Source organism: Streptomyces olivochromogenes (assembly GCF_001514115.1).
Taxonomy (GTDB): Bacteria; Actinomycetota; Actinomycetes; order Streptomycetales; family Streptomycetaceae; genus Streptomyces; species Streptomyces olivochromogenes.
In genome coordinates this window covers 131,827-158,661 of sequence record NZ_KQ948451.1, presented here as the reverse complement: position 1 = coordinate 158,661, position 26,835 = coordinate 131,827, and the positions used below count along the sequence as shown (strand labels likewise).

The following is a 26,835-nucleotide window of genomic DNA, read 5'->3' as shown; positions in this document are numbered from 1 at the left end:
GTGCCCACCCCCCACCCCCCTCGCCCGTCCTATCCTCCCGGCGGTGCTCCCGGGGAGTCCGACGAAAGTCTCGCCGCGCGGCTGAGAGGCCGGACGGAGGGCGAGGCCACGCAGTCCGTCGCCCTGCTGATGGCGCGGCACTGGCAGCCGACGTACGACTACGCTGCCATCTGCCTCGCCTCTTCCTCGAGCGTCGCCTCCATGGTCGCCGCGACCTCCTTCCACTACGCCCTCGACTGCCTGATACGCGGTGAGTCCGGAGCGGCCCTGCGGCCCCGACTCCTCGTGACCGTGCGGGACACCGTCGATGAGTGGTCCGGTGAGGGCCGGATATCCGGCGTTCTGCCGGATTTGAGGAAACCCGCCGGGGGGCGGGGTATGCGGGCGGCGCAGTCCATGACCGCCGAAAATCGGAAGCTCGCCGAGCGCTCTTTCCATACCTTGCCGCCCCTCGCCCAGTGCCTGCTGTGGCACACCGAGGTCGAGGCCGAGGACATTTCCGTACCGGCCGGTCTGTCGGGCCTGGACGTCGACACCGCGTCGGCCGCTCTGGAGCAGGCCCGTGAGCAATTCCGCCAGGGATGTGTGCGCGCCCACCGGGAACTCGCGCCGAGCAAGGAATGCGGCTTCTACAACCGGCTGCTCGACGTCCCGATTCGTCGTGGGGGCGCCTTGCTGCCGGATGTCCGACAGCATCTGGGGGAGTGCCGCCACTGTCGGCACGCGGCTGAGCAACTCGGTTACTTCGAGGGCGGCTTGGGGATTCTGCTGGCCGAAGCGGTGCTCGGTTGGGGCGCGCGACGCTACCTCGACGCACGCCCGGGGCGCGGGCGGCAAGCAGTGCGCCCCGAGGAGAGGTCCGCGTTCGGCGGCGGACGGGCGGGCGCCGACGGACGCATGGGTACCGGCGGACGCATGGGTACCGACGGACGCATGGGTACCGGCGGGCGTCTCGGGACCGGTGGACGTCCTGGGAGTGCCGGCCGGCATCGTCTGCTGGCGCAGATCCCCGCCCCCGGGCGGCTGGCCCAGATCGCCCAGAAGCACTCGAAGGTCCTGCTCACAGGGGCGGGCACGGCCTCGGCGGTGCTGCTCGTGACCGTGCTCACCATCAGCCTGTGGTCCCACGGCGACGGTGGCGCCGACCCGACCGCCTCCACGGGCGTCGGCAGCAGCCACACCGTCTCGCCCAGCCCGGACGCCCCAGGTCCCTCCGCCGACTCCTCACCCCCGACCTCGGCCGGACTGCCCACCGTCACCGAGCAGACCCGGCTGCGCAACCTCGCCGCCGACCTCTGCCTCGACATCCGGGGCGGCAAGGCCGAGGTCGGTGCCGAGGCCGAGCTTGCCGTCTGCTCGTCCGCCTGGACCCAGCAGTGGTCGTACGAGAGCGACGGCCTGCTGCGCAGCGTCGCCGACCCCGCGCTGTGCCTGGACTCGCACGCCGACGACGGTGTCGTCGCCCTGGACCGCTGCGTCGCCAAGAGCGCCGCGCGGGGCGGCGACGTGCGCTACGACCTCACCGTGCGGGGCGAGTTGCTGTCCCGCTCGCGCGAGGGACTCGCGATCACGCCCAGTTCCACCGATCCGAACGCCGACATCGTGGTCAAGGACCGGGACGGCTCCGACGCGCAGCGGTGGCGGACCGACTCCGCCTCGGCCGACCCCGGATCGCTGTCGATCGCGGGGACGGCCAGCGCCTCGACCCGGCCGGTCAGCAGGCCGCCGTCCCCGCAGGGTACGGCCGGTGAGCCGAGCGCGTCGCCCAGCGAGCCGCCGACGGACGGCCGGGCCGACCCGTCGGCGACCCCCTCGGAGTCCTCCGCCGAGCCCCGTTCCGTGACCGTCGGCGACCGCACGAGCCCCCAGCCCGTGCTGCCGCTGACCGCTCAACTCTCCTCCCTCGTGGAGGGGTTGGGACTGTAACGGGCGCGCCGGGCGGCAGGGCTAGGACACCACGTCCCGGGGCGGCTTGCCCGCCACGAAGTCGGCGGCGTTCTGGACCGCCGCCAGCGCGATCCGTACGAGCGTCTCGCGCGTGACGCCCGCGACATGCGGCGACAACACCACGTTCGGGGACTTGAGCAACCGCAGGGCCGCGGTGGGCGGTTCGGGGTCGAAGACGTCGATGCCCGCCCCGGCCAGGGCGCCCGCCTCGAGCGCGTCCGCGAGGGCGTCCTGGTCGATCAGGGCGCCCCGCGAGGTGTTGACCACGAACGCGGTCGGCTTGAGGAGCGCGAGCCGCTCGGCGTTCAGCAGATGCCGGGTCTCCTCGGTGAGCGGGGCGTGCAGCGTGACGTAGTCCGACGTGCGCAGCAGTTCGTCGAGTTCGACATGACGGGCACCGCCGAGCCGTGCCTCGGCCTCCGTGCCGACGGACTGCGGACCGGCGTACACGATGCTCATGTCGAACGCGACCGCGCGCCGGGCGACCTCCTCGCCGATGTGGCCGAGCCCGACGACGCCGAGGGTCTTGCCGGACAGTTCGGTGATGGAGCGCTGCAGCCTCGGCAGCGCCCAGTCGGCGTCGACGAGCGCGGTGTGCGCCGGGATCAACTGCTTGGCGAGGGCCAGCATGAGGGCGAAGGTCTGCTCGGCCACGTTCTGCTTCTCGGCGCCGCTGGAGCCGATGTTGCACACCGGCACACCCTTGGCGCGGGCGGCGTCCAGGTCGACGTAGTCGAAACCGTGGCTCGCGCACTGGACCAGTTCCAAGTCCGGTGCGGCGGCGAGGTGTTCGGCGGTCACCGGGCCGAGACCCGTGATGATGACATGGGCCTCGCGCAGCGCGGCCGGGTCCTCGTCGGTCGTCTCCACGACGGTGACCTTGGCCTCGCCGGGGAAGACGGTGGCAAGCGCGGCACCGGCGGTGCGACCGCCGACGTGGGCCGAGACCACGGCCAGAACGTTCTTCGCCGCCGCGGTGACCGTCGTGTCGGTCGTGTCGGTCGTGTGAGTCGTGTGGGTCGTGTGGGTCGTGCTCATGCGGATTCCTCGATCAGGTCGTCGGGGCCGAGGGTGGCGGGGCGGGCGTGCCCGGACAGGGCGAGGGTGAGGTCGAACTCGGCGAGCAGACAGCGGACGACGTGTTCGACGCCCGCCTGTCCGTCCAGGCCCAGCCCATAGGCGTACGGGCGTCCGACGAGCACGGCGCGAGCGCCGAGCGCGAGCGCCTTGAAGATGTCGTCGCCGGTGCGGATGCCGCTGTCGAAGAGGACGCTCAGCCGTTCGCCGACCGCCTCGACCACCCGTGGCAGCGCGTCGGCCGCGGCCACCGACCCCGCCACCTGCCGGCCGCCGTGGTTGGAGACGACCACGCCGTCCATCCCGGCGTCGGCGGCGCGTCGGGCGTCGTCCGGGTGCAGGATGCCCTTGAGGACGATCGGCCCGTCCCAGTTCTCCCGCAGGAACGCGAGATCGGGCCAGGTCTTGCCCGGGTCCGCGAACATGCCGACGAAGTGCAGCACGGCCGCGTTCGGGTCCTCGTGCACCGGCTTGGCCAGACCCGCCTGGAACGCCGGGTCGGAGAAGTAGTTCGCCGTGCCCACACCGTGCAGGAACGGCAGATACGCCTGGTCGAGGTCGCGCGGACGCCAGGCCAGCAGCGGGGTGTCGAGAGTGACGAACAGCGCGGTGAACCCGGCCGCCTTCGCCCGGTCCAGGAAGGACCGGGTGACCTCGCGGTCCTTCGCCCAGTACAGCTGGAACCAGCGCTCCGCCCCGCCCATCGCCTCCGCGACCTGCTCCATGGGCGTGCTGGAGGCCGAGGACAGGATGTACGGGACGCCCTGCGCCGCGGCGGCCCGCGCGGCGGCGGACTCCGCGTCCGGATGCATGATCGACAGCACGCCCACGGGCGCGAGCGCCAGCGGCGCGGGCAGGGGGCGCCCCAACACCTCGACGGACAGGTCGCGTTCGTGTACGTCGCGCAGCATGCGCGGCACGATCCGGCGCCGGTCGAGGGCGGCCCGGTTGGCCCGGGCGGTGCTCCCGTTGCCCGCGCTGCCCGCCACGTAGCCGACCGGACCGGGCCCGAGCCGCTGCTCGGTGAGCTCCTCCAGCCGGGTCAGATCGGTGGGCAGCCGCGGTACGGCGCCCGTCATTCCGTTCAGATAGATCTCGTACTGGAAGTCGGCCCAATGCTTAGCCATCCGTACGTCCCGCCTCTCGTCCCTGAGACCGCGCTGTACGCCGTCGATCCTTGCGAAGGTGACAAGGGCCGTCCACCGTGGTGCGCACATCGCGCGGCTGGGATCATCACCCTGTGACAAGTCAGCCCGTTGCCGCCAGAGAACACGTCCGGCAGGAGATGGTCGCCGATCCGCGCGTCGTGGCGGCGATCGTCTCGGCGGTCCACGAACAGGTCCCGGTGTACGCCGCGCTCGACGACAGCCGGCTGCCGGAGGTACGGGCCATCGCGGCCTGGGGCCTGGAGCGGCTCCTCCACCTGTGGGTCACCGACGGCGCCCTCGAACCGTCGGACCTGCGGCGCTTTCGAGGCATCGCGGCGGCCCGCGCGGCGGACGGGCGGCCCGTGCAGGCGGTGTTGCGGGCCTACCGGGTGGCGGCGACCGTCCTCACCGACGAGATCGCGGCCCGCGCGCCCCGGCTCGCCGCCGCGGACGCCTTCGCTCTCGCCCGGATGCTGCTGACCGCGCTCGACACCCTCTCCGAGGAGATGACCACGGCGTACGCCGCCACCGACGAGGACCTCGCGGCGGACCGTGACCGGGCACTGCGGCTGCTGCTCGACGACCTGATCGCCGGGCGGCACGCCTCGGTGGGTGCGCTGAGCGACCGGTCGGCCCGGCTGGGGGTCCAACTCCCGGACCCTTACTGTCTGTTGGTGGCCGAGCCGGTGGGCGCGGAGCGCCCCGACATGGCGCTCGACGCGGCGGCGGGACTGCTCGACGCGTTGGCCGTTCCGGGCGACGAGGTCGCCTCGACCGCGACGGTACGTGGCTCTCGTGCCGTCCTGCTGCTGCCGGGTGCGGCTGCCGCCAGGGCGGGGACGGTGCTGGGCGCGCGGTCCTGGCGGGGCTGTGCGATCACCGGGGAGAGCCTGGACCGGGTCGCCGTGGCGCATCGGCTCGCCGCCGACGCCCTCGACACGGCGCCCGCCCACGCGCACCGGCCGGGGCGTGTCCTCACGGACGCCGACGCGCATGTCCTCGCGCTGCTCGGCGGGCATCCGGCCGCCGCGCCGGACCAGGTCGCCCGCCTCGTTCTCGGGCCGCTCACCGAACCGGGGCAACGGCATCTCATGGAGGCGCTGACCGCGTACATCGACGCCGGCTCGGCGAACGCCGCCGCGCGGGTGCTGCATCTGCACGCGCAGTCCCTGCGCTACCGCCTGCGGCGCATCCACGCCCTGACGTCCCGTGATCCCCGCGACCCCTGGCAACGCCTCACCCTGGACATCGCCCGCACGATCAGACCGTAACCTCCTCGCCCCCGCCGCCCCTACCCTCCCCCAAGCTCTCGGCTTCGCTCGAGCAGGGGGGACCCCCATCATCCCCAGGGGCTCTGCCCCTTCAACCCCGACCCCGGGGGGCTGCGCCCTCAACGCCGACCGGGCCGAGGCTTTCAGGGGCGCGGGGAACTGCGCGCACGGCCCCCACCGGCCCGCAGCCAGACGAATCCGGGCGGGCCGGGATCCGGGGCGAAGCCCCGTCTGAGGGGCGCGGGGAACTGCGCGACCAGCCCCCCACCCGCCCGCACCCGACGAACACACCCCAGGTAGGGACTCTCCCGGGTAGGGGCTACCGCGCGCGGGGCGTGATGCGGGCCGTCGCCCGGACCGGGCCCCCGTCGGCCCCGGCGAGGCGCATGGGGAACAGGAACACCTCTGCCGAACACCCCGCGGCCTGCGCGTCCGCGACGGCTCCGAGCCCGGTCAGGTTCTCGGCGATCACACCCCCCGCTCCGCACAGCACACGGTGGGAGGGCAGATCCACGGGACCGGTCGGATCGACGCTCAGCGCGTCGATCCCGACGGTGAGGACACCCGCCGCGACCACGGCCTCCGCCGCCTCGGGCGTGAGCCAGGGATGGGCCAGGTAGTCCTCGGTTCCCCAGTACCGCGACCACCCGGTGGCCAGCAGCAGGACCGAACCGGGCCGCAGCAGACCGAGGGCAGGGGCGAGCAGGTCGGGAGTGATCGGCGCCCGCGCCGGCAGCCCACGGACGTCGGCGACGACCGCCGGCCCCGCGAACCGCTCCAGCGGCAGATCGTCCAGCGTGGGCCACGCCTCGTCCACGTGGTACGGGGCGTCGACATGCGTACCGGACTGCGACCCCATGTGCAGCCGAAGGACGTTCACCCCGTGCTCGGCGACCCGCAACGCCCTGGAGACCTCCACCTCCGGATCACCGGGATAGACGGGCATCCCGGTGACCACGGGCACGGACAGGTCGAGCCAGCTCTCCATCAGTCCTCCACCAGCCAGTTCTCCATGAGCCTGTGCTCCATCAGCTCGTCGACCAGTTCTCAGTTCTCCATCGGCGCGTCAACTGCCGTCGACGGCGAGAACCGCGGGCGCGCCCTCGGTCTCCGCACCGGGACCGGTGATCGGCGGCACCGGCACGTCGACGGTACGGGCCAGCCGCGGGCCCTCGGGCCCGTACACCGCCCGCGGCTCGGGGAACAGTCGCAGCATCGCCAGATACAGCACGGCGGCGACGGCCAGCGACAGCGGCAGGCTGATGTCGATGCCGTTCGCCAGGTCGCCCAGCGGTCCGACGAACTGGCCGGGGATGTTGGTGAACAGCACACCGACCACCGCGGCCACCCACCAGGCCGTCATGCCCCGCCAGTTCCAGCCGTGCGTGAACCAGTAGCGGCCGCCGCGCTGACGGCGGTTGAAGACCTGGAGCGCGTCCGGGTCGTACCAGCCGCGCCGGGTGTAGAACCCGAGGATCATCACGACCATCCAGGGCGTGGTGCAGGTGATGATCATCGTGGCGAACGTCGAGATGGACTGCACCAGGTCGAAGCCGAAGCGGCCGATGAAGATGAACGCGATCGACAGGACTCCGACCAGGATCGTCGCCTGGACCCGGGACAGCCGCGGGAACACCGACGAGAAGTCGAGCCCGGTGCCGTACAGCGACGTCGTGCCGGTCGACATGCCGCCGATCAGGGCGAGCAGACACACCGGCAGGAAGAACCAGCTCGGCGAGATGGCCAGCAGGCCGCCGACGAAGTCGGGGGCCGCAGGGTCGACGTACTTCGGCGCCTTGGTCGCGATGATGCTCGCGGTCGCGAGCCCGAAGACGAACGGCAGCAGGGTGGCGATCTGGGACAGGAACGCGGCACCGACGACCTTGCGGCGCGGCGCGTTCGCCGGGATGTAACGCGACCAGTCGCCGAGGAACGCGCCGAAGGACACCGGGTTCGACAGCACGATCAGTGCCGAGCCGATGAAGGAGGGCCAGAACAGCGCCTGCGTCGCCGAGTCGGCCGAGGCCGTGAAGACACCGGCGTACGAGGGATCGAAGTCACCCGCGAAGGCGATCGCGCCGAGCAGGAACAGCACGGTCGCCGAGGTCACCGCGATCTTGTTCACGAACAGCATGAACCGGAACCCGTACACGCACACCGCGAGCACCAGGCAGCCGAAGAGCGCGTACGCGACCACGTACGACAGGTTGCTGCGCTCCAGGCCGAACAGCCGGTGCGCGCCGCCGACCAGGGCGTCGCCGGAGCTCCACACCGAGATCGAGAAGAACGCCACGGCCGTGAGCAGCGACAGGAACGAGCCGACGACCCGGCCGTGCACACCGAGGTGCGCGGAGGAGGCGACCGCGTTGTTGGTGCCGTTGACCGGGCCGAACATCGCCATCGGGCACAGGATCAGCGCCCCGACGACGACTCCGAGGAGGGTGGCCGCGAGCCCCTGCCAGAAGGAGAGGCCGAAGAGGATGGGGAAGGCCCCGAGGACGCAGGTGGAGAAGGTGTTCGCACCGCCGAAGGCGACTCTGAACAGGTCGAGCGGCGACGCGGTGCGGTCCGCGTCGGGGATGCGCTCGACGCCGTAGGTCTCCACCTCGGTGAGAGACGGCGACGACGTGGCGGGGGAGTTCTCGGACAAGGGTGCTCCAGCGAAGTGCCTGTACCCGGAAGCGGGCGGTGGAGCGCGTGGTGGCGCGAGGGGAGGAAGGCCCCGTTGTCGCCGCGGGGGTGTGCGGCGGCCGATGCCGTCCTTGGTAGGTCTGCCGACGCTAAGGCCGGGCCGGAGACCTGCGCCAGAAGGTAAAACATCCATCTTCCGCGCCCGGGGTGGAGCATTCGTCCAGTCCGGCGTTTGTCCGGCGGGGGAGGTGCCCGGCGCCGGCTCAGTGCTCCGGGCCGGGCTCCGGTGTGGCGCGCCAGCCGTGCCAGCGGTGGACGGTGACGGCGATCACCGGGCCGTCCGGCGGCCGCTGCCGGTACTGCGCGTACTTCTCGCGCAGCAGGCCGATCGCCGCCGTGTACTCGTCCTGTGTGCCGGGCGGCAGGACCCGGGCGTCGCCGTCCGCCCGTACCCACCACAGCTGCTCCCAGTCCTCGTCGTAGGCATCGACGAGCAGGCACACGGCGGGGTGGGCGGCGATGTTGCGCAGCCGCCGCAGCCGCCGCGATCTCTTGGGTTTGTGGTCGACGGCGGTGACGATCTCGCCGCCGCGCACCGCGAAGACGAGGGGCACCAGGTGCGGGCGCCCCTCGGCGTCCACCGTCGCCAGGCGCGCCACCCGTGCCGCCACGAACCGGCGGCGCGCCTCCTCCTCGTCCATGTCCGGCACGGTGAGCTCCGATTCCCCGGTGGCGGGGACGCGGCGAGCTCGCGCGATCCCCGGCGGCCGCAAGCGTCAGCGATGGGCGGACACGGCCTCGGCCAGTTCGTCGAGCGTGCGCAGTGTCTCGTCCTCCGGCTGGGTCGGCAGATACAGCAGCACGCGGTCGACGCCGAGTTCCGCGTAGGTGTCGAGGGACTCCCGGTCGTCCCCGCCCGCGTAGACCACGACGGCCGGCCGGTCACCGGCCGTCTTGCGCATCTGTTCGATGCGCGCGCCCAGTTCCTTGGGCGGTACGGCACTGGGGAGCCACGCCGATCCGTACTCGGCGACGCGGGCGAAGGTGCGCTCGCTGTTGCCCCCGACCCAGATGGGCGGGTGCGGCCGCTGGACCGGCTTGGGCCAGGCGTAGACCGGTGCGAAGTCGACGAAGTCGCCGTGGAACTCGGCCTCGTCCTTCGTCCACAGTTCGATCATGGCGCGAATGCGTTCGTCCATCAGCCGGCCGCGGGAGGCCGGATCCGTGCCGTGGTTGCGCATCTCCTCCCGGTTCCAGCCGGCGCCGACACCGAACACGGCACGGCCGCCGGAGATCAGGTCGAGGGAGGCGATCTCCTTCGCGGTGGTGATCGGATCGCGCTGGACCACCAGAGCGATCCCCGTGCCCAGGAGCAGGTCCCGGGTCACGGAGGCAGCGGCGGCGAGCGCCACGAACGGATCGAGCGTGCGGTAGTAGACGCGGGGCAGTTCGCCGCCGCCCGGATACGGCGTCTCCCGGTTCACCGGGATGTGCGAGTGCTCGGCCAGCAGCAGCGTGTCGAACCCGCGCTCTTCCAGAGCGGGACCCAGGGCCCTGGGGCCGATGCCCTCGTCGGTGATGAACGTCGACACTCCGAACTTCATCCGCGACCACCTCGTCTTGTCGGCTGTTGCTGCCAGTGTGACGCGGGAGGTCACTCCTCGTCAGGTGTGGCGTCCCGCGGCGTGGCGTCCGGACCCTGGGCCCGGACCCGCTGCACGTGTTCCAGCGAGTCGCGCAGTTCCGTCAGCCAGTCGTCGGCGTGACGCTGGACGAGGCGGACGCACCAGGCGAGGGCGTCGCTGCGGCTGCGCGCGACCCCGGCGGCGATGAGGGTGTCGAGGACCTGGCGCTCGGGCTGGCGCAGCCGGGTCATGACGGGCGCGGCGATGTGGGTGAACAGGGCGCGCTCGCCCCCGCACTCCACGCCCCAGGAGACCTTCTTGCCGAACCGGTGCTCGGCTTCCCGTGCCACCGCGACCCGGTCGTCGCGGGTGCGCTCGCGGAATTCCTGGATACGGGCCTGGGCGGCCGCCTCCTTCTCGGCGTCCGAGGCGCCTTCGGCGAGCCCGGGCTCGGGGATACGGCCGACGACGGTGATCTCCTCCCGGTCGACCGTCACCTCCACCAGGCTCTCGAAGAGATCGTCGGGCAGGCGGCCGGCGAACCAGCCGCGCAGCTTCTCGTGCTGCTCTGAAGTAATCATGTAATGACGATTACTCCGTTGCGGGGAAGAAGCAAGAGGGTCCGCCGGAGGCTGAACCGGAATGTTTCAGGCCTATTGCGGAGCCGGGGGAATCCGGCCAGGAGGGTGTCCTAGGCGATCAACAACCCCTCAGTTCCGGGGCTTGAACGTTCGAATTTCGTAACTTCACGCCACTGATTCAATACTCAAGGTTACCGAAACGCATGGGGTCGATGTGTGTTTCCCGTCCGGACTCGGCAGACTCGCGCTCGCCGCACCGGCACCCAACCGAGCCGGTACTGCATTCAATCGAGCGGAAGGATGCACACAATGCCGAACACCGCGCGCTGGGCAGCGACTCTCACCCTCACGGCCGCTGCCGTCTGCGGCCCCTTCGGGGGGTCCGCCCTCGCCACCCCGGCCCACGCGACCCAGACGGTCACGAGTCAGGCCCACGCCACGCCGGCCCTCGCCCCCTCAGGGCTCTACGCCCCCTCGGCCCTGGTGCTCACCATGGGCCACGGAGAGACCGCCGCCACCGTCACCCCGGAGCGCGCGGTCACGCTGAACTGTGCCCCGACCCCCTCCGGCACCCACCCCGCCGCCTATGACGCCTGCGGCGAACTCCGGGCGGTGAACGGCGACTTGGACGCCCTGACCCTCAGAGACGGCGCACTGTGTACGCGGCAGTTCGATCCGGTGGTCGTCACCGTCGAGGGCGTGTGGCGCGGCAAGCGCGTCTCGTACGAACGGACCTTCGCCAACGAGTGCGTGAAGAACTCCTACGGGACGAGCTTCTTCACGTTCTGAGAGACCGGGATCGCGCGGCCTTCGTGAGCGTCGAGCGGGGTCAGTAGGTGGGGAGTGCGCGCCCCGAAGCACGGAGTACGACGCGATCTCGCATCGGGGGTCGGTCAGGCGGAGTGGGGCCGCCGGCCGGCCCCCGACATCTGTCTGTCCCGGCTCGGTGTCCTCAACTCGTAGTCGCGTCAGAAGTGTTGACCCCGCACTCCCGAACTCGTCGGTGCAAGCGCCCGGGTCACGACTGGGGGCGGGGTTCTGATCCGCTTTCCGGACGGGACGGAGGAGGAACTGCCGGGCGGTCCTGCGGGTGCGTCGAGTCCGGTGCTTCCGGGAGGTCGGCCAGCGGCGGAAAGCGGCTGAGCAGGTGCGCGGCGCGCAGGAGGCGGTGGACGCGGGGTCCGTCGGAGACGACGCGGAGCCGCCCGCCGCGCTCTCGCGCCCTCGTCTCGGCGCGGCACAGTACGCGCAGGCCCGAGCAGTCGAAGAAGGTCACCCGGCGCAGATCGACCAGCACGTCCGGCTCGGCCCGGGCCGTCGCCGCCGACAGATGCTCGGCCAGTGCCTCCGCCGTCGCGATGTCGATCTCTCCCGTCACCTCGACCACGGTGAACGGACCGCGCGGATAACTGTGGGCATAGGGGTTGGTCGAGGGAAGCCCGGAATCTGCGAGGGTCATGTGGTCTCGCTAGCTACCCCGGCCTGGTCGGAAACATCCTCAGGCCGCCACGAACACGATCCCGTTCACTCGAACGAGTGAATATTGGGGATGGTGTATTGACTGGGGATGCCGAGGCGGTCCGGGTGCCGTAGCCGTGGGGCATGAGTGTTCTCGGCGAGTGGGACCGACGGCTGTTCACGCGGGTGGCCGCGGCACGGGTGCCCGGCGCGGATCCGGCGCTGCGACGGCTCAGCCGCTGCGCCGATCACGGACGGCTGTGGCTCGGCACGGCGGCCGGCCTCGTGCTCGTCGGGGGCCGGGCGCCCCGCCGGGCGGCCCTGCGGGGCGTGGGCTCGCTCGCGATCGCCTCGCTGACCGTCAACACCGTCGTGAAGTGGAGCACCAGGCGGCCCCGTCCGCTGCTGGAGCACGTGCCGTCGATCCGGCACCTGAAGCGTCAGCCGCACACCACTTCCTTCCCCTCCGGCCACTCCGCCTCGGCCGCGGCGTTCGCCACCGGAGTCGCCCTGGAGTCCGCCGGTTACGGCGCCCTGGTCGCGCCCTTCGCTGCCGCCGTCGCCTTCTCGCGGGTGTACGTCGGAGTGCACTATCCCGCAGACGTGCTGGCCGGGATGGCGATCGGCGTCGCAGCCGCCGCGCTCACCTGCCGCTGGTGGCCGCCGCGCCCCGCGCTCCCGGCGCGCGAACGGCCCTCGGTGCCCGCGCCCGCGCTGCCCGGCGGCGAAGGGCTCGTCGTCTTCGTCAACACCCCGGCCGGGACGGGGGCACCCGGCACACCGTTGCCGCCCGCCGAGCGGCTGCGCGGACTGCTGCCACGGGCCGAGCTGGTCGTGCGCGGCCCGGACGACGACTTCGCCGCGCTGCTTCAGCGGGCGGCGGACAGGGCGGTCGAGCGGGCCGGGGCGGCGGGCGGTGTGCTCGGTGTGTGCGGAGGCGACGGCAGTGTCAACGCGGCGGCCGGGCGGGGGCTCGCACTCGCGGTGTTCCCCGGCGGCACCCTCAACCACTTCGCCCAGGACGTCGGCGTACGGGATGTCGAGGACACGGCCGTCGCGGTCGGGCGGGGCGAGGCGGTGGCCGTGGACCTCGGCGTGGCGCGGTCGGGGGCGGGTCCCGAGGTGCGGTTCCTCAACACCTTCAGCATCGGCCTGTACCCCGAACTCGAGCGGATGCGGGAGCACTTGGAGCAGCGCATGGGCAAGTGGCCGGCGGCGGCCGTCGCCCTCGTCCGGGTGCTGCGCACCGCGACGCCGGTGGAACTGAGCGTCAACGGACGCCGCCGCCGTCTGTGGCTGCTCTTCGCGGGCAACGGCCGCTACGAACCCCAGGGCTTCGCTCCCGCCTACCGGCCCCGCCTGGACGACGGGCTGATCGACGTGCGGCTGATCGACGGCGAACACCGGCTCGCCCGTACCCGGGTGATCGTCTCCGCGCTCGCCGGCACGCTCGGCCGGTCCCGGGTCTATGGAGCGGAGGCGGTCGCGTGGGTCGAGCTGGCGGCGCTCGGCGGTGCGGACACACTCGCGTACGACGGTGAAGTCGCGCCCGCTCCGCCCGGGTTGAGGCTGGAGAAGGAGCGCCGGACGCTCGTCGTGTACCGGCCCTACGTACAGCGGAACGAACCCGCCCGGCGTCCCCGGCCGGCCGCCCGGGCCGCCCGCCGCCGTAGACGTGAGAGGGGCCGCCGTCTCCCTGCAGACGGCGGCCCCTCGGCCTGTGGGTGATCACACGGGACTTACATGTGGACGGCCCGCACGGCGTCCGGGTCCGCGTCCAGGGTTCCGCGGCGGTAGAGCAGGAAGGCGATCACCGCGCCCGCGGCGAAGAAGCCCGCGGACCACCAGAAGGCGGTGGTGTAGCTCTCGATCGTGGCCTGCGCCTGGACCAGCTTGCTGGTCGCGTCCTTGCCGGCGAGATAGCTCGTCGCGGCGCTCGCGGCCAGCGTGTTGAGCAGCGCCGTACCGATCGAACCGCCCACCTGCTGCATGGTGTTGACCGTCGCGGAGGCGACACCCGCGTCCTCCGCCGCGATCCCGCTGGTGGCCAGCGACATGGCGGGCGGCATCACGATGCCGAGGCCCGCGCCGATCAGCAGCAGCGGCGGCAGTACGGCGGTCGAGAAGTCGGAGGCGACTCCGATGCCGGTCAGCCAGGCCATGCCGCCCACCGCGATCGCGAAGCCCGCGGGGATGACGACCTTCGGTCCGATCCGCGGCACCAGGACGGTGGTGGAGACCTGGGCCATGACCATCAGGGCCGCCATCATCGGCAGGAACGCCACACCCGTCTTGGTGGGGCTGAAGCCCAGGTTCAGCTGCAGGTAGTAGGTGAGGAAGAGGAAGACGCCGAACATGCCCGCACCGGTGATCAGGACGGTGACGAAGGACGCGGCACGGTTGCGGTCGAGCAGCACGCGCATCGGCAGCAGCGGGTGCTCGGCGCGCGTCTGCCACCAGGCGAACGCGCTCAGCAGGATGCCACCGGCGGCCAGGAAGCCCCAGGTCTGGGGCGAACTCCAGTCGTGCGTCTCGGCGTTGGAGAAGCCGTAGACGAGGGCGAAGAGGCCGGAGGAGACCAGCAGAGTGCCCGGCAGGTCGAGCTTGGAGTTGGCGGCGTCACGGTGATTGCTCAGCAGTACCCAGCCACCGGCGAAGGCGACGACCGCGAAGACGAGGTTGACGAACAGCGTCCAGCGCCAGTCGAGCGCGTCGGTCAGCACACCGCCGAGCAGGAGGCCCACCGCGCCACCGGCGCCGGCGATCGCCCCGTAGACGCTGAACGCCTTGGCGCGTTCCTTGGCGTCGGTGAACGTCGTGTTCAGCAGCGAGAGCGCGGCGGGCGCGAGCAGCGCGCCGAAGACACCCTGCAGGGCGCGCGCGGTGACCAGCATCCCGAAGCTGGTGGAGGCGCCGCCGAGCACCGAGGCTCCGGCGAATCCTGCGATACCGATGAGGAAGGCGGGCTTGCGTCCGAAGAGGTCGGCGATGCGTCCGCCGAGCAGCAGCAGGGAGGCGAAGGCCAGCGAGTACGCCGTGACGATCCACTGCCGGTTGCCGTCGGAGAAGCCGAGGTCCGCCTGGGCGGAGGGCAGGGCGATGTTCACGATGGTCGCGTCGAGGACCACCATCAGCTGTGCGATGCCGATGATCGAGAGGATCCACCATCGCTTCGACGATGGAGTGGACGATCCGTCCACGGTGCCCTTGCGGGCACCTTCGGTCAGGGTCTGGGACATGGGAGAACCACTCCAGGGAAGTCGCTCAGGGGTTACAGGAACATAAGCGAAACTGTTTCGTACACCTGGAGATTAGAACACCCCCAGCGAAACGGCAACGTTTCGCTGGGGGTGTCGGGTGAGGTGGCCGTCACAGTGGCGCCGGAGGTGGTCGGTGCCGCGGCACATATGCCTTGACGAGAATATAACCAGCGAGGCATATTGGGGCCATGTCCGACGCCACCCTCTGGACCGCTCTCGCCGACCCCCACCGTCGTGCGATCGTCGCGCTGCTCCTTGAGCGCCCGCGGCCGGTCGGAGAGATCGTGGAGGCGTGCGGTCTGAGTCAGCCGAGCACGTCGAAGCATCTACGGGTGCTCCGCGACGCGGGCCTGGTGCGTGTACGACAGGACGCGCAACGCCGTGTCTACGCCCTCGACCCGGCCCCGATCGCCGCACTCGACACCTGGCTGACCCCGTACCGGAAGCTGTGGAACGAGAGCCTGGACGCCCTCGGCCGCCGCCTGGACAGGACGGCGGGGGAGCCGTCGGACCCCCCGGAAGACCCCACCCCTAAGGACTGAGCCACATGTCCGCCGAACCCACCGCGCTCACCGGCACCTATCTCACCCTCGACGACGGCCGCCCCGCCGTCCGCTTCAGCCGCACCTACGACCACCCCGTCGACCGCGTCTGGCGGTTCGTGACCGACCCGGACGAACTGGCCGAGTGGTTTCCGTCCCGGGCGGAGATCGAGCTGCGCCCCGGCGGCACGATCAGGTTCAGCGGCGACCCGAACATGCCCGAGTCCACGGGCCGGGTCCTCGCCGTCGACCCGCCCCGGCACCTCTCCTTCGACTGGGGCGGTGACGAGCTCCGCTTCGACCTCGACGCCCTGGACGAGAAGCGCACCCACTTCACCCTCACCCACGTCCTCGCGGCCGAGAACACCGCCGCCCGCAACGGCGCCGGCTGGGAGGTGTGCCTCGCCGCCCTGGACGCGAAGGCCCGCGGCGAGCGCTTCGCGGGCCCGCACGCCGGGGCCACCGCGCCCTGGAAGGAGATCTACGCCCGTTACGTCGAGGCCGGGGTCCCGTCCGGCGCCCCGGTGCCGGGCATGGACTGACGGCGCCCCGGTACCGGGAGGGACCGACGGCGCCGACTCAGGCCAGTTGCCGTCGCACCAGCTCGTGCAGCCGCCCGCCCGTGTCCGCGAGCAGATGCGCGGGCGGGCCCTGCTGGGCGACCCGGCCGTCCTCCATCACGATGACACGGTCCGCGTCCATCACCGTGGACAGCCGGTGCGCGATCACGATCCGGGTGGCGTTGAGCGCCCGGGTGCTCTCGATGACCGTGCGCTGGGTCTCGTTGTCGAGCGCGCTGGTCGCCTCGTCGAAGAAGAGGATGCGGGGCCGGCGGATCAGCGCCTGGGCGATCATCAGGCGCTGCCGCTGGCCGCCCGAGATCGCGCCGCTGCCGGAGACGATGGTGTGCAGCCCCATCGGCATCCGCCTGATGTCCTCGGCCAGGCCGGCCATCTCGGCCGCCGCCATCGCCTCCTCGGGCGTGTACGGCTCGGTGCCGCAGATGCAGTCCAGGATCGAACCGGTGAACGGCTGGGCGTGCTGGAGCACCACACCGCACTGACGGCGTACGGCGGACTGGTCGAGCGCTCCCAGGTCCTGCCCGTCGTAGAGCACACTGCCCGAGACCGGCTTGTCGAAGCCGATCAGCAGCCGCAGCAGCGTGGACTTTCCGCAGCCGCTGGGGCCGACGATCGCCACGAACTCGCCGGGCTTGATGTCGAACGACACGTCGTCCAGGACCAGCGGACCGTCGTCGGCGTACCGGAAGGACAGCCGCCGGGCCTCGATTGCGCCGGACAGCACCCCGGGGCGGGTGCTCGCCACCCGCACCTCCGGCGTGGCGTCGAGCACCGGCTTGATCTCCTCGAACATCGGCAGCGCGGCCGCCGCCGACACGAACGCGCCGGTCACCTGGGTGACCGAGGTCAGCAGCATCGTCATCGACGTGCTGAAGGTCAGGAAGTCGGCGGCCGACAGCGAGCCGCGCGCCGGACCCGCGAGCAGCATGAACATCAGCAGCGAGCACAGCGGCAGGTACACCGCGCCCATCACCGTCGTGAGGTTCTTGATGCGGCCGACCTTCTGCTGGAGCTCACGGCTGCGCGCGAACTCGCCCGCCCAGGCGGCGTACGCGTAGTTCTCGGCCGCCGCGACCCGCAGCTTGGGCAGGCCGCGCAGGGTCTGGAACGCCTGGTTGTTCAGCTTGTTGCTGAGCACGACCAGGCGGCGCTGCCAGCGCACCTGCCACAGTCCGAGCCCGAGGAACGCGGCCGCGATGACGACGAGCATGCCGATCGCGGCGAGCGCCAGCGGCACGCTGTACCAAAGGAGCAGCCCCAGGTTCATCGCACCGACCGTGCCCGCCTGCGCGAGCGTCGGTCCGACGCCCGCGAGGAGGCGGCGGATCGCGCTGATGCCCATGGCGGCGCTGGCCAGCTCACCGGTCGAGCGGGACGTGAAGAACTTCGTGGGCAGCCTCAGCAGCCGGTCCCACACGGCCGGTTGGAGCGTCGCCTCGATCCGCCCCTCCATCCGCAGCATCGTGAGGTTCTGGAGCAGCATGAACGCGGCCGACACGATGCTGGTGACCATGATGGCCAGACAGACCTGCACGATCAGGCCGTGCTGCGCCTTGGGCACGTACTCGCCGAGCACCTTGCCGGTCGCGATCGGCACCAGGGCGCCGATCGCGACGGTGACGAGACCGCTGATCGCGAGGTTGCGCAGGTCGCCGCCGGTGCCCTGGAGGCAGAAGCGCAGCAGCCGCAGCGGGCTCAGCTTCCGCTCGGGCAGCGGACGGTAGAACATCACGGCCCGCGCCTCGAACTCAGGCGCGTTGGCCTTCTCGACCGGGGTCTCCCGGCCCGAAGACGGCTGTACGGCCACGTATCCGCCGCGCCGCCACAGCAGCGCGACCGGGGAGCCCGACACGGCACGGTGGCCCACCAGCGGGCCGATGTTGTCGTGCCACCAGCGCCCGTCGAGGCGTACGGCACGGGTGCGGACGCGCGAGGCGAGCGCGATCCGCTCCACCGGGTCGAGCCGGTCGCTCTCCGTGCCGCTCTGCGCGGACTCGGCGAGGGTGATCCCGGACGCGCGGGCGACCAGCTTGCAGGCCGCGTACGTGGCGTCCGCGTCGGCCGCCGTCGGGCGCTTGGACGACTTGCCGATCGACGCCAGCAGGGTCCGGTCGGCCTGGGCGCGGACGGCCTCGCCCGCCTTGATGCCCGCTGCCGTACGGTCCTCGTGGCTGGCCTCCAGCTGCTCGATCCAGCGGTCGAGCGTGGACAGCAGCCGGTACTGCTGGTCGACCATGCCCTGCCAGACACCGGAGTCCATCAGCAGATCGGCCGCCGCCTCGGCACCGTAAAGGGAGCCGTACTGGACACTCCCGGGCGGCACCTGCATCCAGAAGACGTCGTCGTCGGTCAGCGCGGCGGCGTTCTCCGTGGCCATCGGCGCCTGGAAGAGAATGGACAGGCTGCGGCCGACGCCGAGGGCGAGGGCGTACTCCAGCGGGCTCGACGTCGGCGGTACGTACTGGGGGTTGCCGTAGTCGTCGTAGGACCAGGTCTGGGTGTCCACCGGCTGGTACAGCTCGCGCAGCACGATCCGGCGCACCACGCAGTCCCGCAACGGCCGCCCCACGAGGGTGTGTTGCGGGCCGGCGACGGGGCCGAGCAGCAGGGAGCCCGCTTCGAGGCGGCCGAGATGGTGCCAGTGGCCCTGCTGGACGGCGTCGACCGCGAACAGGTCCATGGCGCCCGCCGCCACCAGCCAGAGGACCTGCGGTCCTTCCAGGTCGAGGCGGCCGAGGCCGGAGCAGTCGACCGGCGTACCCATGCCGCCGAGCGCGCCGAGGACGAGGTCCCCCTCGCGTGCGCCCTCGTGAACCGTGGTCATCTCATCGCTCCTTGACCAGCTCGGCGTACGGACCGCCGGCCGCCACCAGGGCGTCGTGCCGCCCGCGTTCCACGATCGTGCCGTGCTGCAGCACGACGATCTCGTCGCTGTCGCGCACGGTGCTGAGCCGGTGCGCGATCACCACACAGGCGCAGCCGCGCTTGCGCAGGTTGTCGATGACCGTCTGCTCGGTCTCGGCGTCCAGCGCGCTGGTCACCTCGTCGAGCACCAGGATGCTGGGCCGGCGCACCAACGCCCGTGCGATCTCCAGGCGTTGACGCTGGCCACCGGAGAAGTTGCGGCCGTCCTGCTCCACCCGGCTGTGGATGCCACCGGGGCGGCGCGTGACGACGTCGTACAGCGCCGCGTCCTCCAACGCCGCGACCACGGCCTCGTCGGGGATGGACGGATCCCACAGCGCCACGTTGTCGCGGACCGTCCCCTCGAAGAGGAACACGTCCTGGTCGACGAAGGAGACGGAGGCGGCCAGCGCGCCGCGCGGGATGTCCTCCAGCCGCTGTCCGTCGATGCGGATCGTGCCCTCCCACGGGGCGTACAGGCCCGATATGAGCCTGGAGACCGTGGACTTGCCGCTGCCCGAGCCGCCGACCAGGGCCACCTGCTGGCCCGGGCCGACCGTCAGTGAGAAGCCGGTGAGCAGGGGTTTGTCGAGCGGGCTGTAGCCGAACGTGATGTTCTCCAGCTCGACATGACCCTGGAGCCGGCGGGTGGACTCGCCGCCGCCGGAACGGGCGTAGAGCGGGTCGGTCTGGAAGTTCTCGACGTCCTTGAGCCGGGCCACGTCGGCGGCGAAGTCCTGGATGCGGCCCGCGACGCCGTTGAGCCGGGTGAGGGGTGCGGTGAAGCGGGTGACCAGGGCCTGGAAGGCGACGAGCAGACCGACGGAGATGTGCCCCTCGACCGCCCGCAGACCTCCGATCCACAGGATCAGCGCGGAGTTGAGCGTCGCGAGCGTCGGTGCGACCACGCCCAGCCAGGCGCTCGGCACCCCGAGGCGCTGCTGCTCCTCCAGGGTGGTCGCGTGCTGGCCCGCCCACTTGCGGAAGTAGCCGTCCTCCCCGCCGGTCGCCTTCATCGTCTCGATCAACTGGAGGCCGGTGTACGCGGTGTTGGTGAGGCGCGCGTTGTCGGCGCGCAGCTTCGCCGTACGGGTCGCGCGCAGCCGGATCACCACGCGCATCGCGATCACGTTGAGCAGCGCGACACCGATGCCCACGGCCGTGAGCTGCGGGTCGTAGGTGTAGAGGAGCACCGCGTACAGGACGACCACGATCGCGTCCACGCCCGCCGCCGCGAGGTCGCGGGCCAGGGTCTCGGCCACTGCGTCGTTCGACTGGAGCCGCTGCACCAGGTCGGCCGGGCTGCGCTGGGAGAAGAACGTGACGGGCAGCCGCAGCAGATGGCGCAGGAAGCGGGCGCTGGAGAGGGTGGAGGAGATGATCCGGCCGTGCAGCAGGTTCGCCTGCTGGAGCCAGGTCAGCACGACGGTCAGCACCACACAGGCGCCCATCGACGCGAACAGCACACCCAGCAGCGAGGTCCGGCCGCCGATCAGATACGTGTCGATGTACGTCCGGCTCAGCGCGGGGACCGCCGCGCCGACCGCGACCAGCAGCAGGCTCGCCAGTACGGCCGCGGGCATCGTGCCGGAGGTGCCGCGCAGCCGGGCCGGCATGGCACCCAGGACGCCCGGCTTGCGGCCGCCCTTGTGGAAGTCGGGCCCCGGCTCCATGACCAGCACCACACCCGTGAAGCTGGTGTCGAAGTCCTCCATGGGCACGAAACGCCGGCCCTTGCCGGGGTCGTTGATGTGCACACCGCGCCGTCCGAAGCGGCGGCCCATGCCGTCGTAGACGACGTAGTGGTTGAACTCCCAGAACAGGATCGCGGGCGCCTTCACCTCGGCGAGCGCGGCCGTGTCCATCTGCATGCCCTTGGCCGTGAGGCCGTAACTGCGCGCCGCCTTGAGCAGGTTGCTGGCGCGCGAGCCGTCCCGGGAGACACCGCAGGCGATGCGCAGCTCTTCGAGGGGGATGTGTCGGCCGTAGTGGCCGAGCACCATCGCGAGGGAGGCGGCGCCGCACTCCACGGCCTCCATCTGGAGGACGGTGGGGGTGCGGACCGTCTTCCCCTTCGCCTTGGGGACCGTGCGCTTGGGCGGGGCGGTACGGCGTCTGCTCCGGGTGTCCGGTGCGGGGGTCACGGCAGGAGCCAATCGACGGGGCGCTGATCGGCCAGGCGGATCGAACCCGTGGCCACGGTCATGGAGGTGAGCGCGAACGGCGGCCCGTCGGCCGAGGACCACTTCAGACCGCTCTTCGTCGCGGCGGAGCGGTCGAGGCGGACCAGGACGGCCACCGGCCTGCCCTTCTTGGTGAACTGTTCGCCGAGTTGGCTGTCACCGAGGAAGGAGGAGATCTGCTGGGGGGTCTGCACGCTGCGGCCGACCGCCTTCACATGGCCGCGCAGTACTCCGTACTGCTGGGTCGGCACCGACTGCACGGTGAGGTCGACGGCGGCGTTCGCGGGGATGGTGGCCGCGCTCTCGGCGGGGACGTACACCGTCGCGTAGAGCGGATCATCGGCGTGGGCGACCTTCTCCACGGCGGCGACGTTCGCGCCGGTCGAGATGATCGCGCCGATGGTGGCGGCGAGCGCGGTGACGCGTCCCGCGGCGACCGTGCGGACGACGGTCGTAGCGCCCTGGGCCGTACGGACCTTGAGCACGGGCGCGTTCGCGGGCAGCCGTTCGCCCTCCTGGGCGACGACCTCGGTGACCTGCCCCGCGACGGGGCTCTGCAGGATGTAACTGCCCTCGCCGTGGGTGAGGACGGCGGGCGCGCTCACGGTGGACGCCACCGTGCCCGTCACGGCCCAGACGGACGCCGCCGCCATGACGACCACCGTCACGGACAGGGCGAGCCAGCCCTGGGGGCGGGCGAAGCGCACCGGAAGGTCGAGCTCTTCGGGCGACTGCAGCTTGGCGAGGGCCTGTTGGCGGAACTGCACGGGACTTCCCTCACCTGTTCGAGAGGTTTACGGCATCCGAGAAGTCCCGGAACCGGGGAGTGGTTCCGGGACTCAACGGCACTGAAACGCGATCAGAGACCGGCGACCAGGCCCGTGACCGGGGCGGTGTTGAGGCCGGTGACACCCTCGACGGTGCCGACAACCGTGTTGACCAGGCCGGAGACCGGGGCAACACCGTCGACCAGGCCGGAGACGGTGCCAACGGCGTTCAGCGACAGGCCGCCGGACACGTTGTCGAGGTCGGCGTCCGAGATCTCGGCGGTGGCAACCTGGGGGGTGGAGTTCATGAGGGAACTTCCCTTCGTATGGATATTCATAAGGGGGAGAGCGGCCCCCCTCTGGGGACAGATGACGGCCGCCACCGCGGGGGTGCGGCACCCGATTCCGAGCGCTGTGCGGCGCCCGTTCCCGGATGCCTGGCTGCGACCTCCGCGGTGCAACGGATCAAAGCACGCTCGTGGCGCGCGCATCCAATCAACCGGGGCTCTCACCTGCGAACTTGAGCGCGGCCGGGTCCCAACCGTGCAGGTGTGCGCACGTCTCGGCAGTCAGTTCTTCACATGCTGCACGGCATTGTTCCGTCCCCGCGCTTGTCGCCCCGCGCCCGAAAGGGACAGTCCCACCGCAATGGCGCGGAGGGGGGCGCGCGAGTGTGCAGATCCGCTGTCCTCCGTGACGCGCCTGCGTATTCGATGTGCAGATTCCCTGAAGCCAGGATTCCGCTCCCGCCGGAAGACGGACCGTTACCGATCGGTAGCGGAACGTGCCGGATCGGCTGCTCACTCGGTGTAATGGCCCGATTGCCTGGTATTCCATGCGTTTGGCCAAGCCAACTCGGCTCTTTTTTAAACACAGTTGAACAGCCCGCGCGGCTCACGCGTATCAACAGGCATCCAGGCGCCCCCTAGTCAGCCGCCGGACGGTGGCCTCGACCCCGTCCCCAGGAGGTCAAAGAGTTGAGTCACAAAAGGATTCCCAAGCGCAAGGCCGCCATCGCTGTCGGAGGCGTCGCGGCGCTCGGAGCGGCGGCTCTGCTGCTGCCCCACGCCAACGCCTCGCAGACCGACGCGAAGGACGCCGCTCCCAAGACGCTGAAGTCCGCGGACGCCTCGAGCCTGGCCTCGCTCATCGCCTCCCAGCTCGGTGACGCCTACGGCGGCGCGTACTGGGACGCCGCGAAGCAGCAGGTCATCGTCAATATCGTTGGCAACAACAGCAATGTCGTCAACACCGTCGAGAAGGCCGGCGCTGTTCCCCGCAGTGTCGACAACAGCCTGTCCACGCTCAAGACGGCTGCCAAGACACTGAAGTCCGACGCGACCATCCCGGGCACCGCCTGGTCGATCGACCCCAAGACGAACCAGGTCCAGGTCACCGCCGACAGCACCGTCACGGGTGCGAAGTGGGCCAAGCTGACGTCGACCGTCGACTCGCTCGGTTCCGGCGTGGCCACGGTCAAGAAGTCCGCCGGTACGTTCAAGACGTTCGTGTCGGGCGGTGACGCGATCTTCGCCCAGACGGACGCCGGCGGCGTCCGCTGTTCCCTCGGCTTCAACGTCACAGCGAGCGACGGCGCCCCCGCCTTCCTGACCGCCGGACACTGCGGTGTCGCGGCCAAGCAGTGGTCGGACTCGCAGAACGGCCAGCCGATCGCGACCGTCGACCAGGCCACCTTCCCCGGTGCCGGCGACTTCTCCCTCGTGAAGTACGACGACCCCGCCACCCAGACGGCGAGCGAGGTGAACGAGGGCAATGGGAAGACCGTCCAGATCACCCAGGCGGCGGACGCCACGGTCGGTCAGCAGGTCCTCCGGATGGGCAGCACCACCGGTCTGCACGACGGCTCGGTCACCGGCCTCGACGCCACGGTCAACTTCCAGAGTGAGACCGACCCCAACGGCGTCGACACCGTCACCGGTCTCATACAGACCGACGTCTGTGCCGAGGCGGGCGACAGCGGTGGCTCCCTGTTCACCGCGGACGGCAGTGCGATCGGCCTGACCTCCGGCGGCAGTGGTGACTGCACCGTCGGCGGCGAGACCTTCTTCCAGCCCGTGACCGCCGCCCTCCAGGCGACCGGCGCGACGCTCGGCGCGGGTGACGCCGCGGGTGCCGGCGACGCGAGCGCCGCGGCGACCGACCCGGCGGCCACGGACCCGGCGGCCACCGACCCGGCGGCGACCGACCCCGCGGCCACCGACCCGGCAGCCACGGACCCGGCGGCAACCGACCCCGCGGCCACGGACCCGGCGGCCACCGACCCGGCCGCGGGCGACGAGTCCGGGACCGGCAGCCACCAGTCCAGCACCGGTATGGACGCCGGCTCCGGCCTGGTGACCAGCACCCCGTGACACCGGTGACCACGAGCCACTGACCCGGCCGCGCCACCACGGCCCGGTCGGCAGTGGAAGGGTCCGGCCCTCCGGCGGGAGGGCCGGACCCCACCGCGTTTCCCCCCGCCGCTCACGAGAGGGCCGTACCTCGCGGGGTTTCCGGTACCGCTCAGTCGTGCGGACGCGCCCGCAACAGCAGCAGCGCCACGTCGTCGAGCCGCTCCTGCGACACCGCCCCGCTCTGCTCGACGAGACGGTCGGCCAGCGCGTCCAGCGGCAGGTCACCGCCCTCGGTGAGTTTCCGGCCGAGGTCTGCCAGGGCGTCCTCGATGTCCACGCCGGGCGACTCGATCAGACCGTCGGTGTACAGGGCGAGTACCGAACCGGGGACGAGCGGCACCTCGGTCGTCGGATACGTGGCGGCCGAGTCGATCCCCAGCAGTGGTCCACCGGCCAGGTCGAGCACCCGGACCCGCCCGTCCGGCCGCAGCAGCAGCGGAGGCGGATGACCCGCGCGCGACATGACGGCCACCTCGCGCGCCGGGTCGAGACGCAGATAGAGACAGCTCGCGAAGAGTTCGGCCCCCAGGTCGATCAGCAGCCGGTTGGTGCTGCGCATGACCTCCTCCGGCGGCTGACCGACGGTCGTGTACGCCCGTACGGCCGTGCGGATCTGCCCCATCAGGCCCGCCGCCGTCACGTTGTGCCCCTGCACGTCACCGATGACCGCGGCGGCCAGACCGTGCGAGGGCATCAGGTCGTAGAAGTCCCCGCCGATCTCCATCCCCTGGGTGGCCGGGAGATAGCGCGCGGCCGCCTCGATCGAGGGCAGCGTGGGCAACGAGTGCGGCAACAGCGCGGCCTGCAGACCGTGTGCCAGCTGCAGCTTGGCGTCGTAGAGCAGGGCCCGCTCAAGGGCCTGCGCGATCAGACCGCAGAGGCTGGTCAGCACGGCACGCTCCTCCGCCGGGAAGGTGTGCGGCTCCGCGTACCCGAGGACGCAGGTGCCCACCGGCCGTCCGGACGCGATCAGCGGCAGATACGCCCACGCCGCCATCCCGTCGGGCGTCGCACACCCGTCCGGGTAGAGGCGCTCCAGCTGCTGACGGGAGTCGAAGAACGCCGGCACCCCGGTCTTCAGGGCCTGGGTGCCCGGAGTCTGCGCGCTCAGTGGCACTCCGTGCCAGCACTCGACGACGTTCGCGTCCGCGTACCCACGGTGGCCGAGCACGTGCAGGCGGCCGGACCGCGAGCCGAGGACGACCAGGGCCTTGCTGCCGACGGCCGGCGCGATCTCGTCCGCCACCAACTGCACCACGTCCTCGACACCGGCCGCCTGGGTGAGCGCGCCGGCCAGACTCAGCACCTGGGTGATGGTCACCAGGCGCGGGGTGGTGTCGTCCTCGCCGTACCGCGACTCGAGGCGCCCCATCTCGGCCACCGCCCGGGCCCGGGAGATGCGCACGCTCAGTCCGGTCGTACTCGGATAGAGCCGGAACGACATCCAGTCGCCGGGCGGCCGCAGCGCCACGAACGACGTCACATGCTGGCTGATCAGCGCGGCCCGGTAACGGTCCTCGTAGACCGGGTCGTTGAGCCAGGGCACCGACGCCCACAGCTGGGTGCCCAGCAGCCCGCTGACCGGGACGCCGAGCATGTCCGCCGTCGCGGCGTTGGCGAAACTGATCCGGCCGTTCAGGTCCAGGGCACACAGCCCGTACGGCAACCGCGCCACCATCCGCGCCGCCTCCAGCGTGCCGAGCACGTCGGTCGCCGGAGCCGCGGACGACCCCAGCAGATCCGCCTCGGGATGGGCCGGACGCCGTTCCGTCGCCGCCCGCTCCAGACGCAGCGCGAGCCGGGCGCAGGACGCGGTGAGATGGTCGCGTTCCCGGTCGGAGAGGTCCAGCGGGTGCGATCCGGGCCAGGTCACGAAGACGGCGCCGTACACGTTCCCCGCGGTCGCCACCGGGAGGGCGGCCAGCGCGAAGGGGTACGGCAGGACCATGGCGATCCGCGGGAAGCGGCGGGCCATCTCCTCCTCGCCCCCGACCCAGACAAGGCGCCGCTCGCGCACCGCCAAGGCGACCGGGATCGGCGCGTTGAGCCCCACCCGCTCCCACGGCGCCGCGAACGACCTGGGCATGCCCGCCATGACCGCCATCTCCAGCACGGCCTCACCCGGCGTCAGCAGGTACACCGCCCCGGAGTGGGCGTGGACCGCCTCCATCATCGAGGCCAGCGTCAGCGACAGCATCGGCCGCCCGACCGGCATCGGCCGCCGTCCCGCCGGCGCCTGCTCGGACCTCTGCCAGTCGGACACGCCGACCACCTCCTCGCAGGGCCGCGCGACGGGACTCAGGGATCAAGGCTCCCTCGTGACGGCCCTTCCCGCACGGCGAGTGCCACCCGCGGCACAGGGTGCCGCTCGTGGACTCCGTCGCAGGCCCGACGGCCCCGGAACGGTCGCAGGGGCTGCGCGAGCGTCCCGGAAGCGCTGTAATTG

General features: G+C 71.5%; 21 protein-coding genes. 7 read left to right on the top strand and 14 right to left on the bottom strand.

Translation table 11 applies throughout. The features are described from left to right. Positions 1–1,926 carry an RICIN domain-containing protein gene (locus AQJ27_RS00725; protein WP_079064714.1) on the top strand — a complete coding sequence of 642 codons (1,926 nt, stop codon included), beginning with the start codon at positions 1–3 and terminating at the stop codon, positions 1,924–1,926. A gap of 21 nt (positions 1,927–1,947) precedes the next feature. On the opposite strand, the gene AQJ27_RS00720 is transcribed toward AQJ27_RS00725, so the two are convergent. Then, a complete protein-coding gene (locus AQJ27_RS00720; RefSeq protein ID WP_079064713.1) occupies positions 1,948–2,985 on the bottom strand; it encodes a 2-hydroxyacid dehydrogenase in 1,038 nt (345 codons plus the stop codon). Then, a complete protein-coding gene (locus AQJ27_RS00715; protein ID WP_067360124.1) occupies positions 2,982–4,151 on the bottom strand; it encodes a lactate 2-monooxygenase in 1,170 nt (389 codons plus the stop codon). Before AQJ27_RS00715 ends, AQJ27_RS00720 begins: the two co-directional genes overlap by 4 nt. 113 nt (positions 4,152–4,264) lie before the next feature. On the opposite strand from AQJ27_RS00715, the gene AQJ27_RS00710 reads away from it, so the two are divergent. Then, a complete protein-coding gene (locus tag AQJ27_RS00710; RefSeq protein ID WP_159064304.1) occupies positions 4,265–5,443 on the top strand; it encodes a PucR family transcriptional regulator in 1,179 nt (392 codons plus the stop codon). 319 nt (positions 5,444–5,762) lie between these two features. On the opposite strand, the gene AQJ27_RS00705 is transcribed toward AQJ27_RS00710, so the two are convergent. From AQJ27_RS00705 to AQJ27_RS00685, 5 genes are all read right to left on the bottom strand, one after another. Then, a complete protein-coding gene (locus tag AQJ27_RS00705; RefSeq protein ID WP_067360119.1) occupies positions 5,763–6,431 on the bottom strand; it encodes a cyclase family protein in 669 nt (222 codons plus the stop codon). 78 nt (positions 6,432–6,509) lie between these two features. Continuing rightward, positions 6,510–8,093: a purine-cytosine permease family protein gene (locus AQJ27_RS00700; RefSeq protein ID WP_067360116.1), complete on the bottom strand. Its 1,584-nt coding sequence runs from the start codon at positions 8,091–8,093 to the stop codon at positions 6,510–6,512. A gap of 244 nt (positions 8,094–8,337) precedes the next feature. Further along, positions 8,338–8,784 carry a TIGR03668 family PPOX class F420-dependent oxidoreductase gene (locus AQJ27_RS00695; protein ID WP_067360114.1) on the bottom strand — a complete coding sequence of 149 codons (447 nt, stop codon included), beginning with the start codon at positions 8,782–8,784 and terminating at the stop codon, positions 8,338–8,340. Positions 8,785–8,850: 66 nt separating this feature from the next. Next, positions 8,851–9,678: an LLM class F420-dependent oxidoreductase gene (locus tag AQJ27_RS00690; protein ID WP_067360112.1), complete on the bottom strand. Its 828-nt coding sequence runs from the start codon at positions 9,676–9,678 to the stop codon at positions 8,851–8,853. A 50-nt stretch (positions 9,679–9,728) separates the two neighbouring features. Continuing rightward, positions 9,729–10,280 carry a hypothetical protein gene (locus AQJ27_RS00685; RefSeq protein ID WP_067360110.1) on the bottom strand — a complete coding sequence of 184 codons (552 nt, stop codon included), beginning with the start codon at positions 10,278–10,280 and terminating at the stop codon, positions 9,729–9,731. Positions 10,281–10,589: 309 nt separating this feature from the next. On the opposite strand from AQJ27_RS00685, the gene AQJ27_RS00680 reads away from it, so the two are divergent. Further along, positions 10,590–11,069 (top strand): subtilase-type protease inhibitor, encoded by a 480-nt coding sequence (locus tag AQJ27_RS00680; RefSeq protein WP_067360107.1) that lies wholly within the window; start codon positions 10,590–10,592, stop codon positions 11,067–11,069. 229 nt (positions 11,070–11,298) lie between these two features. Here the strand turns inward: AQJ27_RS00680 and AQJ27_RS00675 are convergent, their stop codons facing one another. After that, positions 11,299–11,739 (bottom strand): STAS domain-containing protein, encoded by a 441-nt coding sequence (locus AQJ27_RS00675; RefSeq protein WP_079064712.1) that lies wholly within the window; start codon positions 11,737–11,739, stop codon positions 11,299–11,301. A gap of 143 nt (positions 11,740–11,882) precedes the next feature. Here AQJ27_RS00675 and AQJ27_RS00670 point away from each other — a divergent pair, with 143 nt between their 5' ends. Then, positions 11,883–13,466, top strand: coding sequence for a bifunctional phosphatase PAP2/diacylglycerol kinase family protein (locus AQJ27_RS00670; protein ID WP_067360105.1), 1,584 nt, complete (start codon positions 11,883–11,885; stop codon positions 13,464–13,466). 11 nt (positions 13,467–13,477) lie between these two features. On the opposite strand, the gene AQJ27_RS00665 is transcribed toward AQJ27_RS00670, so the two are convergent. Continuing rightward, on the bottom strand, positions 13,478–14,977 hold the full coding sequence (locus AQJ27_RS00665) for an MFS transporter (protein WP_067360103.1): 1,500 nt from the start codon (positions 14,975–14,977) through the stop codon (positions 13,478–13,480). Positions 14,978–15,186: 209 nt separating this feature from the next. On the opposite strand from AQJ27_RS00665, the gene AQJ27_RS00660 reads away from it, so the two are divergent. Continuing rightward, entirely contained in the window at positions 15,187–15,540 is a 354-nt protein-coding gene (locus tag AQJ27_RS00660; RefSeq protein ID WP_067360098.1) for an ArsR/SmtB family transcription factor, read from the top strand. A gap of 5 nt (positions 15,541–15,545) precedes the next feature. Beyond that, the gene (locus AQJ27_RS00655; protein WP_067360092.1) at positions 15,546–16,082 is read left to right on the top strand and encodes an SRPBCC family protein; all 537 of its coding nucleotides are present in this window, start codon (positions 15,546–15,548) and stop codon (positions 16,080–16,082) included. A 37-nt stretch (positions 16,083–16,119) separates the two neighbouring features. Here AQJ27_RS00655 and AQJ27_RS00650 read toward each other — a convergent pair whose 3' ends face one another. From AQJ27_RS00650 to AQJ27_RS00635, 4 genes are all read right to left on the bottom strand, one after another. Continuing rightward, positions 16,120–18,945 carry an NHLP bacteriocin export ABC transporter permease/ATPase subunit gene (locus AQJ27_RS00650; RefSeq protein ID WP_067360090.1) on the bottom strand — a complete coding sequence of 942 codons (2,826 nt, stop codon included), beginning with the start codon at positions 18,943–18,945 and terminating at the stop codon, positions 16,120–16,122. A gap of 1 nt (position 18,946) precedes the next feature. Further along, positions 18,947–21,169 carry an NHLP family bacteriocin export ABC transporter peptidase/permease/ATPase subunit gene (locus tag AQJ27_RS00645; RefSeq protein WP_067360088.1) on the bottom strand — a complete coding sequence of 741 codons (2,223 nt, stop codon included), beginning with the start codon at positions 21,167–21,169 and terminating at the stop codon, positions 18,947–18,949. Further along, complete coding sequence (locus tag AQJ27_RS00640) at positions 21,166–21,975, bottom strand: HlyD family efflux transporter periplasmic adaptor subunit (RefSeq protein WP_067360086.1); 810 nt, start codon at positions 21,973–21,975, stop codon at positions 21,166–21,168. The genes AQJ27_RS00645 and AQJ27_RS00640 overlap by 4 nt, the downstream gene beginning before the upstream one ends. Positions 21,976–22,067: 92 nt before the next feature. Further along, entirely contained in the window at positions 22,068–22,283 is a 216-nt protein-coding gene (locus tag AQJ27_RS00635) for a hypothetical protein (RefSeq protein ID WP_067360085.1), read from the bottom strand. Positions 22,284–22,952: 669 nt separating this feature from the next. Between AQJ27_RS00635 and AQJ27_RS00630 the strand changes: the two genes are divergently transcribed. Continuing rightward, on the top strand, positions 22,953–24,347 hold the full coding sequence (locus AQJ27_RS00630; RefSeq protein ID WP_201264241.1) for a S1 family peptidase: 1,395 nt from the start codon (positions 22,953–22,955) through the stop codon (positions 24,345–24,347). A gap of 151 nt (positions 24,348–24,498) precedes the next feature. On the opposite strand, the gene AQJ27_RS00625 is transcribed toward AQJ27_RS00630, so the two are convergent. Further along, positions 24,499–26,661 (bottom strand): SpoIIE family protein phosphatase, encoded by a 2,163-nt coding sequence (locus AQJ27_RS00625; RefSeq protein WP_067360083.1) that lies wholly within the window; start codon positions 26,659–26,661, stop codon positions 24,499–24,501. Between the last annotated feature and the right edge of the window lie 174 nt (positions 26,662–26,835).